The 14839-nt window shown below is 44.2% G+C and carries 8 protein-coding genes, 2 tRNA genes and 2 rRNA genes (1 of these 12 only partly in view); all 12 read right to left on the bottom strand.

Going from position 1 to position 14839, the window contains the following annotated elements; genetic code table 11:
- A 23S ribosomal RNA gene (locus ACLV7W_RS00870) occupies positions 1-1509 on the bottom strand; it reaches 1392 nt to the left of the window's first position.
- Positions 1510-1633: 124 nt separating this feature from the next.
- Positions 1634-1706: transfer RNA gene (locus tag ACLV7W_RS00865), tRNA-Ala, on the bottom strand.
- A 51-nt stretch (positions 1707-1757) separates the two neighbouring features.
- A 16S ribosomal RNA gene (locus ACLV7W_RS00860) occupies positions 1758-3303 on the bottom strand.
- Together the 16S and 23S rRNA genes with 2 tRNA genes alongside form the textbook arrangement of a ribosomal RNA operon.
- Positions 3304-3545: 242 nt before the next feature.
- Positions 3546-3617, bottom strand: a tRNA-Glu gene (locus tag ACLV7W_RS00855).
- Between the two features lie 107 nt (positions 3618-3724).
- Positions 3725-4159 carry a cytidine deaminase family protein gene (locus tag ACLV7W_RS00850; RefSeq protein WP_247953531.1) on the bottom strand — a complete coding sequence of 145 codons (435 nt, stop codon included), beginning with the start codon at positions 4157-4159 and terminating at the stop codon, positions 3725-3727.
- Positions 4160-4172: 13 nt separating this feature from the next.
- Positions 4173-5633, bottom strand: coding sequence for a glutamate--tRNA ligase (gltX, locus tag ACLV7W_RS00845; RefSeq protein WP_000031054.1), 1461 nt, complete (start codon positions 5631-5633; stop codon positions 4173-4175).
- 127 nt (positions 5634-5760) lie between these two features.
- Positions 5761-7110, bottom strand: a complete 1350-nt coding sequence (locus ACLV7W_RS00840) for a glucose-6-phosphate isomerase (protein WP_049515882.1) — start codon at positions 7108-7110, stop codon at positions 5761-5763.
- 170 nt (positions 7111-7280) lie between these two features.
- The gene (locus ACLV7W_RS00835) at positions 7281-7970 is read right to left on the bottom strand and encodes a gamma-glutamyl-gamma-aminobutyrate hydrolase family protein (protein WP_070482562.1); all 690 of its coding nucleotides are present in this window, start codon (positions 7968-7970) and stop codon (positions 7281-7283) included.
- 137 nt (positions 7971-8107) lie between these two features.
- Positions 8108-9874, bottom strand: coding sequence for a multidrug efflux ABC transporter subunit PatB (patB, locus tag ACLV7W_RS00830; protein ID WP_411865263.1), 1767 nt, complete (start codon positions 9872-9874; stop codon positions 8108-8110).
- A gap of 1 nt (position 9875) precedes the next feature.
- Positions 9876-11582, bottom strand: a complete 1707-nt coding sequence (gene patA / locus ACLV7W_RS00825; RefSeq protein WP_261020401.1) for a multidrug efflux ABC transporter subunit PatA — start codon at positions 11580-11582, stop codon at positions 9876-9878.
- Positions 11583-11728: 146 nt separating this feature from the next.
- Positions 11729-14263 carry a DNA mismatch repair protein MutS gene (gene mutS / locus ACLV7W_RS00820; protein WP_411865262.1) on the bottom strand — a complete coding sequence of 845 codons (2535 nt, stop codon included), beginning with the start codon at positions 14261-14263 and terminating at the stop codon, positions 11729-11731.
- Positions 14264-14313: 50 nt separating this feature from the next.
- On the bottom strand, positions 14314-14760 hold the full coding sequence (gene argR, locus ACLV7W_RS00815) for an arginine repressor (RefSeq protein WP_001231476.1): 447 nt from the start codon (positions 14758-14760) through the stop codon (positions 14314-14316).
- Positions 14761-14839: the final 79 nt, after the last annotated feature.

Raw genomic sequence — 14839 nt, 5'->3', positions numbered from 1 at the left:
ACACCTCACTGCTTAGACAGACACTTCCAATCGTCTGCTTTAGTTAGCCTACTGCGTCCCTCCATCACTACATACTCTAGTACAGGAATATCAACCTGTTGTCCATCGGATACACCTTTCGGTCTCTCCTTAGGTCCCGACTAACCCAGGGCGGACGAGCCTTCCCCTGGAAACCTTAGTCTTACGGTGGACAGGATTCTCACCTGTCTTTCGCTACTCATACCGGCATTCTCACTTCTATGCGTTCCAGCGCTCCTCACGGTACACCTTCATCACACATAGAACGCTCTCCTACCATACCTATAAAGGTATCCACAGCTTCGGTAAATTGTTTTAGCCCCGGTACATTTTCGGCGCAGGGTCACTCGACTAGTGAGCTATTACGCACTCTTTGAATGAATAGCTGCTTCTAAGCTAACATCCTAGTTGTCTGTGCAACCCCACATCCTTTTCCACTTAACAATTATTTTGGGACCTTAGCTGGTGGTCTGGGCTGTTTCCCTTTCGACTACGGATCTTAGCACTCGCAGTCTGACTGCCGACCATAATTCATTGGCATTCGGAGTTTATCTGAGATTGGTAATCCGGGATGGACCCCTCACCCAAACAGTGCTCTACCTCCAAGAATCTTTATGTCGACGCTAGCCCTAAAGCTATTTCGGAGAGAACCAGCTATCTCCAAGTTCGTTTGGAATTTCTCCGCTACCCACAAGTCATCCAAGCACTTTTCAACGTGCCCTGGTTCGGTCCTCCAGTGCGTCTTACCGCACCTTCAACCTGCTCATGGGTAGGTCACATGGTTTCGGGTCTACGTCATGATACTAAGGCGCCCTATTCAGACTCGGTTTCCCTACGGCTCCGTCTCTTCAACTTAACCTCGCATCATAACGTAACTCGCCGGTTCATTCTACAAAAGGCACGCTCTCACCCATTAACGGGCTCGAACTTGTTGTAGGCACACGGTTTCAGGTTCTATTTCACTCCCCTCCCGGGGTGCTTTTCACCTTTCCCTCACGGTACTGGTTCACTATCGGTCACTAGGGAGTATTTAGGGTTGGGAGATGGTCCTCCCAGATTCCGACGGGATTTCACGTGTCCCGCCGTACTCAGGATACTGCTAGGTACAAAGACTATTTTAAATACGAGGCTATCACTCTCTTTGGCTGATCTTCCCAAATCATTCTTCTATAATCTTTGAGTCCACATTGCAGTCCTACAACCCCGAAGAGTAAACTCTTCGGTTTGCCCTCCTGCCGTTTCGCTCGCCGCTACTAAGGCAATCGCTTTTGCTTTCTCTTCCTGCAGCTACTTAGATGTTTCAGTTCACTGCGTCTTCCTCCTCACATCCTTAACAGATGCGGGTAACAGGTAGTACCTGTTGGGTTCCCCCATTCGGAAATCCCTGGATCATCGCTTACTTACAGCTACCCAAGGCATATCGTCGTTTGTCACGTCCTTCTTCGGCTCCTAGTGCCAAGGCATCCACCGTGCGCCCTTATTAACTTAACCTTATTTTCTGACCTTTCAGTCATAAACTCTTATTAATACTACAGCGTTTTCGGTTTATTTTCTTGTTACTATTTGATATAGATATTCAATTTTCAATGTGCATTACTTGGTGATCTCTCACCAATGGAGCCTAGCGGGATCGAACCGCTGACCTCCTGCGTGCAAAGCAGGCGCTCTCCCAGCTGAGCTAAGGCCCCACAAGACCTCTCAAGACTAAACAAGACCAATGCGCAGTTCCTTATCCTTAGAAAGGAGGTGATCCAGCCGCACCTTCCGATACGGCTACCTTGTTACGACTTCACCCCAATCATCTATCCCACCTTAGGCGGCTGGCTCCTTACGGTTACCTCACCGACTTCGGGTGTTACAAACTCTCGTGGTGTGACGGGCGGTGTGTACAAGGCCCGGGAACGTATTCACCGCGGCGTGCTGATCCGCGATTACTAGCGATTCCGACTTCATGTAGGCGAGTTGCAGCCTACAATCCGAACTGAGACTGGCTTTAAGGGATTAGCTTGCCGTCACCGGCTTGCGACTCGTTGTACCAGCCATTGTAGCACGTGTGTAGCCCAGGTCATAAGGGGCATGATGATTTGACGTCATCCCCACCTTCCTCCGGTTTATTACCGGCAGTCTCGCTAGAGTGCCCAACTGAATGATGGCAACTAACAATAGGGGTTGCGCTCGTTGCGGGACTTAACCCAACATCTCACGACACGAGCTGACGACAACCATGCACCACCTGTCACCTCTGTCCCGAAGGAAAACTCTATCTCTAGAGCGGTCAGAGGGATGTCAAGACCTGGTAAGGTTCTTCGCGTTGCTTCGAATTAAACCACATGCTCCACCGCTTGTGCGGGCCCCCGTCAATTCCTTTGAGTTTCAACCTTGCGGTCGTACTCCCCAGGCGGAGTGCTTAATGCGTTAGCTGCGGCACTAAACCCCGGAAAGGGTCTAACACCTAGCACTCATCGTTTACGGCGTGGACTACCAGGGTATCTAATCCTGTTTGCTCCCCACGCTTTCGAGCCTCAGCGTCAGTTACAAGCCAGAGAGCCGCTTTCGCCACCGGTGTTCCTCCATATATCTACGCATTTCACCGCTACACATGGAATTCCACTCTCCCCTCTTGCACTCAAGTTAAACAGTTTCCAAAGCGTACTATGGTTAAGCCACAGCCTTTAACTTCAGACTTATCTAACCGCCTGCGCTCGCTTTACGCCCAATAAATCCGGACAACGCTCGGGACCTACGTATTACCGCGGCTGCTGGCACGTAGTTAGCCGTCCCTTTCTGGTAAGATACCGTCACAGTGTGAACTTTCCACTCTCACACTCGTTCTTCTCTTACAACAGAGCTTTACGATCCGAAAACCTTCTTCACTCACGCGGCGTTGCTCGGTCAGACTTCCGTCCATTGCCGAAGATTCCCTACTGCTGCCTCCCGTAGGAGTCTGGGCCGTGTCTCAGTCCCAGTGTGGCCGATCACCCTCTCAGGTCGGCTATGTATCGTCGCCTTGGTGAGCCGTTACCCCACCAACTAGCTAATACAACGCAGGTCCATCTGGTAGTGATGCAATTGCACCTTTTAAGCAAATGTCATGCAACATCTACTGTTATGCGGTATTAGCTATCGTTTCCAATAGTTATCCCCCACTACCAGGCAGGTTACCTACGCGTTACTCACCCGTTCGCAACTCATCCGGAGAAGCAAGCTCCTCCTTCAGCGTTCTACTTGCATGTATTAGGCACGCCGCCAGCGTTCGTCCTGAGCCAGGATCAAACTCTCATTAAAAGTTTGAGTTCTCACTCATTTCTGTCACTGACAGATTTATTGTTTTTTTCATTGTTCAGTACTACAACCTTAGTTGTAGTGCCCTGCACATTGGTTCGTCTTGTTCAGTTTTCAAAGGTCTTTGTCACTCGCTTCTCTCAAGCGACAACTATATTAGTATATCACAGGCACTTTCGCTTGTCAACACTTTTTTGAAACTTTTTTGAACTTTTTTCATCAAGTGTGCCATCCGCAACATACCATAGTCCGTACGGGATTCGAACCCGTGTTACCGCCGTGAAAAGGCGGTGTCTTAACCCCTTGACCAACGGACCAGAGTTGTTTTCAACTCTTACTATTATACAGACTTTTTCAGACTTGTCAACAACTTTTTCTGTTTTTTTCAAATTAAGTAAAAAGAGCCAGAATTATACTGACTCTTCTATTGATTGTTAAACTTAGAAGCACGTTCTTCTCCCCACCAATATGGGATTAGTTCTGCGACTTTCACCGTCTTTCTTGTATCGTAATCCATCATGAATTCTGCATCTTTATTTTCAGCGTTCAACTCTAAGAGGAACTCTCTGCAAGCGCCACAAGGCATACCCGAACTTCCACCATAAGGTGATTTGTCTCGAAAAGCTAAGACTTTTTTAACTTTAGTTTGTCTCGAGAATTGGTACATATTGAAGAGTGCCGCCCGTTCTGCGCAGAGATGGAAAACACCACAGGTTCCCTCCATACAGAATCCTGTAAATATTTGCCCATCTTCTGCTTCTACTGCGGCAACGACATGATTAGCATAAACAAAATCAGATACTTCATGTGGATTATACAATTTCTGTGCTTCTTCGTACATCTTTTCCCAGATGTCCATTGTTACATCCTCCTTATTTAGAGATTTCCTTTAACATATTTTCGATATGCTGTATTGATTTTTCACGTCCAAGCAAGAAAATTGTATCTGGCAATTCTGGCCCATGCATTTCACCTGAAACTGCGATACGAATAGGCATGAAAAGATTTTTTCCTTTAATACCTGTTTCTTTTTGAACAGCTTTGATTTGTGGGAAGATATTCTCTGTTACAAATTCATCATCTGTCATCGCTTCAAGTTTTGCTTTGAAGGCTTCAAGAACTGTTGGGACTGTTTCCCCCGCCATGACTTCGCGCTCTGCTTCGGTCAATTCTGGGAAATCTGAGAAGAAGAGATCTGTCAATGGAATAATTTCATCTACTGATTTCATTTGTGGTTTATAGAGCTCAACTAGTTTTTCAGCTTTGTCAGTTAAACGTCCTGCTTCCTCTAAGAATGGTTTTGCCATTTCAAAGATCGTTTCTAGGTCTGCATTCTTGATATAATCATTGCTCATCCAGTCGAGTTTTTTCTGGTCAAAGGCTGCTGGAGACTTGCTGAGGCGGTTTTCATCGAAAAGTTTAATCAATTCTTCACGAGAGAAAATCTCATCTTCGCCACCTGGGTTCCAACCAAGAAGAGCAATAAAGTTAAAGACCGCTTCTGGTAAATAACCTTTTTTACGGTAGTCTTCGATAAACTGAAGGGTGTTGGTATCACGTTTAGATAACTTCTTACCAGTCTCAGAGTTGATAATCAAGGTCATGTGACCGAACTCTGGAGCTTCCCAACCAAGTGCTTCATAAACCATGAGCTGTTTTGGTGTATTAGCAATGTGGTCATCTCCACGGATTACATGAGAGATTTGCATGTCGTGGTCATCGATGACAACGGCAAAGTTGTAAGTTGGGTAACCGTCTTTCTTTTGGATAACCCAGTCACCACCGATATTGCCACCTTCAAATTCGATATCACCTTTGACCATATCATGCCACTTGTAGATACCTGACTCATTGACAGCTAAACGAACAGTTGGAATGATCCCTGCTGCTTCACGTTCTGCGATGTAAGCTGCTTTTTCTTCTTCACTCATACCAAGGTATTCGTTGATATATCGAGGTGTTTCACCAGCAGCTTCTTGGCGTTCGCGTTCAGCTGCCAACTCTTCTTCTGTAACATAAGATTTGTAGGCTTTTCCTTCAGCTAGTAATTGGTCGATGTATTTTTGATACAAGTCCAAACGCTCAGACTGGCGGTAGTTTTCATGTGTTTCTGGACTTTCATCCCAATCCATACCCAGCCAACGAAGGTTTTCAAGCTGTGAACGTTCACCGTCCTCAACATGGCGTTTACGATCAGTATCTTCGATACGGATAATAAAAGTTCCACCGTGATGACGTGCGTAAAGGTAGTTGAACAATGCTGTACGGGCATTTCCGATGTGTAGTAGTCCTGTTGGACTTGGTGCGTAACGTACGCGAATATCTTTTGACATAGTTTCTCCTATAAAGTCTTTAGGCGTCTGCCTTTTTGCTCTCTATATTATATCACAAGTCTTGGCTGAGTCCAATTTCTATGGATAAAGAGAGTAAAAAGAGTGGACAAACCACTCTTTTCTTCTATTATAGACGTGCGTTAAGTTCTTTGCTCAATTCTTCAAATCCTGGTTTTCCAAGAAGGGCAAACATGTTACGTTTATAAGCTTCAACACCTGGTTGGTCAAATGGGTTGATAGCATTCAAGTAACCTGAAAGGGCGATAGCCAATTCGAAGAAGTAGATAGTGTAGCCAAGAGTGAAAGCGTCTTGCTCTGGAAGAGTCACGTACATGTTTGGTACATCACCATCAGTGTGAGCAAGAAGAACACCGTCAGTTGCTTTTTTGTTTACAAAGTCAACGTCTTTTCCTTGAAGGTAACCAAGACCGTCAAGATCTTCTTCCAAGCTAGGAATAATCACGTTTTTACGTGGTTTGTCAACACGAACAACTGTTTCAAACATGATACGAGTTCCCTCTTGGATAAATTGACCAAGTGAGTGCAAGTCAGTTGAGAAGTTGGCTGAAGTTGGGTAGATACCTTTTTGGTCTTTCCCTTCTGATTCACCAGCCAATTGTTTCCACCATTCTGAGAAGTATTGAAGTGATGGCTCATAGTTTACCAAGATTTCAGTTGCATAGCCTTTACGGTAAAGGATGTTACGAACTGCTGCGTATTGGTAAGCTTCGTTTTCAGAGATTTTATCTGAAGTGTAATCTTTACGAGCTGCGTTAGCACCTTCCATAAGGGCTTTGATGTCAGCTCCTGATGCTGCGATTGGAAGCAAACCAACTGCTGTCAATACTGAGAAGCGTCCACCGATGTCATCTGGAACAACAAATGTTTCCCAACCGTTAGCGTCTGCTTCAACCTTAACAGCACCTTTTTGGCGGTCAGTTGTTGCATAGATACGTTTGTTTGCTTCTTCTTGACCGTATTTCTTAACCAAAAGTTCTTTGAAGACACGGAAAGCGATAGCTGGTTCAGTTGTTGTACCTGATTTAGAAATCACGTTTACTGAGAAGTCTTTGTCAGCTACATACTCTACCAAGTCAGCAAGGTAAGTAGATGAGATTGAGTTTCCTGCGTAAAGGATTTGCGGAGCCTTACGTTCTTCTTTTGTTTGCAAGTTAGCAAAGTGGTGGTTCAAGAAGTCGATTGCTGCTTTAGCACCAAGATAAGATCCACCGATACCAATCACAACCAAAACATCGCTGTCTGATTTGATTTGCTCAGCAGCTTTCAAGATGCGGTCAAATTCTTCGCGGTCATAGTTTTCAGGAAGGTCCAACCATCCCAAGAAGTCGCTACCAGCACCAGTTCCTTTACGGATCAATTTATCTGCTGCTGTTACTTGTGATTGCATGTATTCCACTTCATGTGGTGCAACAAATTTGTCTAAAACTTTTGAATAATCAAATTTAATATGTGACATGTTATTCCTCCAATATTTCTTCTTTTCTATCATAACGCTTACCTTCGTTTTTTTCAAGTTTTTTTGTCGAATTTCTCCATTTTTTATCAGAATTCAAACGTTTGCGTAAAAATCCCACATTCCAAAAATTTTGAAAAAATAAAATAAAGAACGACCAGATGTCCCAGTCGTTACAGTTCATTCAATAAATACTCAAATAATTCTAAATTGCCATCTTCTTCATTAACCAGAAACTCTGGATGCCACTGCAAACCGATAATGCGGTGCTCGTCGATAGACTCAATCGCTTCAATAGTTTGGTCTCTTGGATCAATAGCAGTTACACGGAAATTAGGTGCCAAATCTTTAATACTTTGACGATGGACGGAGTTGACTTGACTTTCTTTTCCAAATAGCTTAGCCACCACGCTTCCTTCTACTGTCTCAATAGAATGAGATGTTCCGAAAGGCAGGCCTTGCCAGTGACCTTCGATTTCTTGATTGAGCGTTCCACCAAAGGCAACATTGACAAGTTGAACACCGCGACAGATTGCCATAATTGGTTTATTCTGACGAAGCGCTTCTTTCAAGAGTGCCAATTCAAACTCATCGCGGACTAGATTGTAATCATCGCTCTCGATGGTCTTTTTCTCTCCATAAAACTGAGGATGAACATTTTGGCCTCCTGTCAAAATGAGTTTGTCAATCATTTCCACATAATCGCGTACAACTGACTCATCACCAATAGGAATGACTAAAGGGAGACCACCGACTTGACGAATGCTCTCTGCGAATCTACAAGATACAGATGAATGAATGTTTTTACCTTCTGCGTCTACGGGACATAGATTTGCAGCAACTCCTACAACCGTTCTAGCCATGATGTCTCTCCTTTCGAATATTAACGATAGTCCTATCATATCACTCAAAACACCTTTCGTCTAATATGTTTTTTTTAAGTCCGTGATAAATATTTTTTATGAACAAGAAAAAGCTGCCCAAGGGGACAACTTTTTTCTTATTCAAAAACAAATTGATTGTGATAGAGTTCTGAGTAGAAGCCACCTAGTTTCAAAAGTTCATAGTGGTTACCGCGTTCAATGACTTCTCCATCTTTAAGGACAATAATCTGGTCTGCATTGAGGATGGTCTTCAAACGGTGGGCAATGACGAAACTAGTTCTGCCTGCTACAACCGCCTCCATGGCATGCTGAATCTTGCTTTCTGTCACCGTATCTACGTTTGAAGTTGCTTCATCTAGAATGAGAACTTCTGGATCTGTCATCAGGGTTCGAGCGATAGAAATCAATTGCTTTTGTCCTGTCGAGAAGATGCTTTGATCATCATCGATAAGGGTATCGTATTTGTCAGGTAAGCTTTCGATATAGTCGTGAATGTGGGTTGCCTTGGCTGCTGCCTCAACCATTTCTTGACTAGCATCTGGCACACCGAAACGGATATTGTCTCGAATCGTTCCGCTAAACAAGACCGAATCTTGCAAGACAATCCCCACCTTGCTTCTTAGACTATCTAAATCATAGTCACGAATGTCTTTGCCGTCAAAATAAATACCACCAGCATCAACATCATAAAAGCGATTGATGAGGTTCATAATAGTCGTTTTCCCTGACCCTGTCGGCCCAACAACCGCTGTCATCTGGCCTTTCGGAGCGGAAATGCTGACATCTTTCAAAATAGGTTTATCAGGCAAGTATGAAAAATCAATATGACTAATTTCAACACCTTCTTGCAACTTAGTGAAGATTGGAGCCTTTTCAGGTCGGATTTCTTCCTCTGCATCAAACATTTCCTGAATCCGTTCAGCCCCAGTAAAGGCTAACTGAAGGCTTCCCCAACTAGCTGCAACTTGGATAATAGGCTGGTAGTACTGCTGTGAAAATTGGGCAAACATAACAATCAAACCTAAGGCTGTACTTGTTTCAATAGTCTTATCGTTTAATAGAATAGCTGAACCAGCAAAGATGACGACGGCTGTATTAACCAGACTCATGCCATTCATGACAGGGAAGAGAATTCCTGAGAACATTCTTCCTTTAAAGGTTGCCTTGCGCACGCGCTCATTTTGCTCAAGAAATCCTGCCATCATATCCTTTTGAATACCTTGCACAATCACGGCTTTTTGACCTGAGATACTTTCATCCATATAGGCATTGAGCTTCCCTACCTCTTTCTGCTGGAGGTTGGTATATTTCCGTGCCATTTTCACGATAAAAATCAGCATGAGAAAGGCCACTGGTGTACTGGCAATAGTGATGAGGGCCAGCGTCACATTTCTCGAAAACATGACAAGAATCAGACCAATGTATAGAACGATGTTGCTCATGACCTGAATCAAGCTTTCGTTAAAAGCTTGGAGGATATTATCCAAATCACTGGTAAAACGAGACAGGATATCGCCATCTTGTCGGCGGTCAAAGAAAGAAACAGTCAACCGAGCAAGCTTGCCAAAGAGGCCTTTGCGCATCTCGTTGGTCGATTCTGCAATCACGCGCGTCATGAGACACATGTATATCACACTGGAGATAAAGAGAACCAAAACTAGCAGACCAAGATTGACCATGATTCCTGATAGGCTTTGCCAAACAAGTTCTGGATTGCCATTTTGATAAGCTTGAACTAAATTAGCTAACTCTGTTACCGCTTGTCCAGAAAATACCGGAAAGAGGGCTTGGGCAAGAGTCGCCAGAACAATCATCAGGATAACAACTACAAATGATAGCTTATAGACTTTAAAATAATTCCAAAAAAATTGAACTGTCTTCATTTTACTCCTCCTTTCCTTTCTGTGTTTCGTAGATTTCACGGTAAACGGAATTGTTGGCAACCAAGTCTGCATGCGTACCTTGACCAATCAATCGTCCTTGATCTAGAACCAAGATTTTATCTGCATGAACAACCGAGCTAATCTTTTGAGCGATGATAATGGTTGTCGTTCCCTTCAAGTCCTTATTCAAGGCTTCCTGAACCAGGCGCTCTGACTTGGCATCCAAGGCTGAGGTCGAATCGTCAAAAATCAGAATACGTGGATTGCTGACAATTCCACGGGCAATCGACATCCTTTGTTTTTGCCCACCTGAAAAGTTGGTTCCCCTTTCTTCAACTGGACTTTCAAAGGTTTTCTCCATACGATGAATGAATTCACTGGCTTGAGCAATATTGGCTGCGCGCTCCATTTCAAATAAAGTAGCATCTCCCTTACCCTGTCTCAAGTTATCTGCAATCGTTCCACTAAAGAGAATGGCACGTTGGAGAACGATAGAAACTGTTTTACGCAGGGTTCCTTCACTCACTTCTCGAATATCCTTGCCTCCAATTTTGATAGCACCCTCCTGTGGGTCAAAGAGACGTGGAATCAATTGAGCCAAGGTTGATTTTCCTGCACCAGTCGCTCCAACGACACCAACCATTTGTCCAGGTTCGACAGTAAAGCTCACATCTTTCAACATCGGTTCCTTATCCATTGGATAGGTAAAGGTCACATTTTCAAAGCTAAGACTTCCGACCAAGTCTTCATCTGGGACATCCTTGAAGGTCATGGCTGGCTCTGCGTCAAGAATTTCTCGAATACGACGCATAGAAATCATAGCACGACTGACAGAATTTCCCAAAAATCCAACCATAATAATAGTAAAGATAATCTGGCTTAGGTAATTAACAAAGGAAGCAATGGAGCCAACAACCGATGGATCCGATTGAACCATCCCTGCAACTAGCCAAATAGAGAGGAAAACCGCCCCATAACCGACCAACATCATGACAGGTTCCACTACTGAAAAGGCATATCCGATGTAAAGGTTTTGACCGAGAAGCTCGTCTGAAACCTCCGTAAACTTAGCAAACTGCTCTTTTTCTTGGACAAAGGACTTGACCACACGAACACCGCGTAGATTTTCCTTGGCAATGGCATTGATGCGCTCAAGAAGTGTTTGAAACTTGGCAAAACGAGGCCCCATCATTCCCATCATGACAGCTGTCAAGCCAAAAATCAAGATTACCATTAGAACAATCACCCACCACAGAGAGGGTAAGGTTTGAACCGCCAGGATAAACGAACCGATGAACAAAAGGGGAAGTCTGAAAAGAATTTGGAAGGTCATCATGACGACGTTCTGAATCTGGTTGATATCATTTGTCATGCGAACGACTAGATTTCCCGCATTAAATTGTTCAATATTGGCATAAGAAAAGGTTTGGATTTTACGGAAGGCATCCTCCCGAAGGTCAGATGAAACTCCTTGGGCAATATAGGCTGCGAGGACAACATTGAGCCCACCAGCAACCAAACCGAGCAGGGCCACACCAATCAACCAAGCCCCGATACTATAAATAGCTTCATAGTTCCCAGCAAGGAGGGCATCTAACACTTCCTGCAGATAACGCGGCTGCAGAAGTGAACTAGCAACCATCAAGCCTGTCATCAGGAGCGAAGCCAAGGCCTGCCACTTATAGGTTTTTATTTTCTGAATCAGCATACTTTCTCCTTAAAAAATAGACAAAAGGGAGCGACAATGTGTCAGCTCCTTCTCATTCTGTTTGTGTGATGTTATTCTAGCAAAAAAGTGGGAACTTGTCAAAGAAGTCTCCTTGATATAGCTATAATGACTGGCAAGTCTTGACTTTATAATTTTTGTTTTAACTCGACCAAGACATTCATAGCCTGCATGGGTGTCATGTTATAAACATCTAGTTTAGACAATTCTGCTAGGACAGGATGTTCTTCAGTCGTATCAAAGAGTGAAATCTGTTCAGTGACGGCACTTGTTTGTCTCATGGGAGCAGGACTTTCTGTTCCTTGACTCTCTAGCTGAGTCAAAATCTTATCCGCCCTTGCTAAAAGGTCTGCTGGCAAGCCAGCAATCTTGGCAACATGGATACCGTAGGATTTATCAGCTGGTCCTGGTTCAATCTTGTGAAGGAAGGTGACCTGCCCATCCTGCTCCAAGGTTGCCACGTGGACATTGACCAAGTGTTGTAAACTAGACTCCAGACTAGTCAACTCATGGTAGTGGGTCGCAAAGAGGGTCTTAGCTCCGATGTGCTCATGGATGTATTCGATGATGGACTGAGCAAGAGCCATCCCGTCATAAGTTGCAGTTCCCCGTCCCAATTCATCAAAGAGAATGAGAGAGTCCTTGGTCGCATGCGAAATGGCATTGTTAGCCTCCATCATCTCTACCATGAAGGTTGATTGACCTGAAACCAAGTCATCTGCTGCTCCGATACGGGTAAAAATCGCATCAAAAATCGGTAAATGGGCGCTTTCTGCTGGCACATAAGACCCCATCTGGGCCATAACCGACGTCATGGCTAACTGACGCATATAGGTTGACTTTCCGCTCATGTTGGGCCCTGTAATCAGTTGAATACTGGTATCTTCTGCCATCTGAATCGTATTTGGAATATAGGTCTGAGCCCCCATAACCTTTTCAACGACAGCATGGCGCCCTTTCTGGATATCGATTTGTGAGTCGTCGCCAAACTCAGGTCGAATCAAATGCTGGGTTTCGGCCACAACCGCCAGACTTTGCAAGACATCAACTGTCGCAATTCCTTGGGCTAGAGCCTGCAAACGCTGGATGTACTTGCTGACCTCTTCACGAATGCGCATAAAGATTTCGTACTCTAGGTTGGCTGACTTCTCACGCGCCTCCAGCATATCCCCCTCGATACGGGCTAATTCCTCAGTTCCAAAGCGTTCTGAGTTTTTCAGCGTTGCCTTGCGGAAAAAGTGAGCAGGCACATTTCCCAGTTGAGAATTGGTCACATGGAAATAGTAGCCATCCTTTTTATTGTAGTCAATCTTAAGCGTGCTGATACCAGAGTTTTCGCGTTCCTTAGCCTCAATCTCAGCAATCCAACCAGTCCCTTCTCTGAGCACACGACGGTACTTGTCTAAGGTCTCATCAAATCCAGTGCGGATAATGCCACCTTCCGTAATCACATGAGGAGCTTCAGGAGCAATCGCTGCGCTAATCAAACTCTCTAACTCAGGGATTCCATCCAATTGTTCGATGAGATAAGCTAGAGCAGGTTGCTCCATCCCTTCTAAAATCGCACGAATCCGTGGCACACTAGACAAGGTAGTCGCCAGCTGCAGGAGATCCTTAGGATTGGTTTTTCCAAAAGAAACCCGACTAGCCAAACGTTCGATGTCATAAACACCCTTGAGACTGTCTGTCAAATCACTACGCTCAAAGAAATGGTCGAGAAAGACCTGCACCACTTCTTGACGTTGGATGATTCGTTCCTTATCAATCAAGGGGCGATGAATCCAAGAACGCAAGAGACGCATGCCCATAGCCGTCTTGGTTTCATCCAAAAGCCAGAAAAGACTGCCTTGCTTCTTGCCTGAACGGGCATTCTCAACCAAATCCAGACTAGCCTTGGTCGCATAATCCATCTGCAAGAAATCCTTGATTTCATAGCGGATAACAGGTTTGAGGTGGTTCAATTCCCTCATCTGAGTCCGATGAACATATTGGAGCAATTTACTAGATGCCGCTTGCTCCACAGCTGCCAGTCGTGAATCCAGTAAATGAAGGTCTTCAAAGCCTTCTTTTTCATAGGAAAGTACCAGATTCATCTGACGACTAAGGATTTGTTCTTCTTCCTCAGATAAGTCATAGCCCAGCACCACTTCTCGCGCCTTGAGATTACGGATTTCCCCACAAACCAGCGTGAAATCCAAAAGACCTGTCACATAAAAATCACCCGTCACTAGGTCCATATAAGAGAGGCCAAATTGACTGCCATCACGGTCTATGGCAACCAAGAAATTGTTCTGACTGTCCGGCTTACTACTGTCGACCACTGTCCCTGGCGTAATGACCTGAACAACCTCTCGTTTCACAACTCCAACAGCTTGTTTAGGATCTTCCATCTGCTCTGCGATAGCTACCTTATAGCCCTGCTCAATCAAGACATCGATATACTGTTGTGCAGAATGATAGGGAACACCCGCCATAGGAATCGGATTGTCGGCATTCTTGTTACGACTCGTTAAGGAAATTTCCAGAATCTGCGCAGCATTGACCGCATCCTCATAAAATAATTCATAAAAATCACCCATCCGAAAGAGCAAAAAAGCATCTGGATATTGCTTTTTAATATCCACATACTGTTGCATGCCGGGTGATAGCTTTTCTGTCGCCATTTTCCGTCTCTCCTTGTCAAAAATAAGTCTTGAGAGCAACTCCCAAGACCTTACTTATCTTTCATCAAATCTAGCAAACGATCTTCCATGAGTTTGGCAACGTGCTGGTCTCGACAAATGACCAATAAGGTATTGGCACCAGCAACTGTTCCTAAAATCCATTCATCCTTGTTTGCATCTACAATATTTGCCAAAACAGAGGCTTCTCCCAATTTGGTATGAAGTACCAAGGTAAACTCTGCTCTTGCAACACCTTCTAAATGATGAGACAAAAATTCCACCAAATCAATCTTTTCTGTCTCATTTGCTAGTACATAATACACCATATCATTTTTCTTGACCTTGGTCAAGCCGATTTCGCGCAAATCACGAGACAAGGTTGTCTGTGTCACAAAGACATTGTGTGCCTCCAACCGATCTTGAATTTCTTTTTGTGTACTTAATTTCTCCTCAGTAATCATTTTTTTTATTAACTGATGACGATCTCTTTTTCTCATAAAATCCTCTTATATGCATATTTATAACTAATTTTATAACTATATTATACCAAAAAAATAGGAGATTTCAAAAATTTTT

Origin of the sequence: Streptococcus mitis (assembly GCF_965111735.1) — a bacterium.
Classification (GTDB): domain Bacteria; phylum Bacillota; class Bacilli; order Lactobacillales; family Streptococcaceae; genus Streptococcus; species Streptococcus mitis_DR.
The sequence above is the reverse complement of the archived record's forward strand: the minus strand, read 5'-3'. Positions and strand labels throughout refer to the sequence as shown.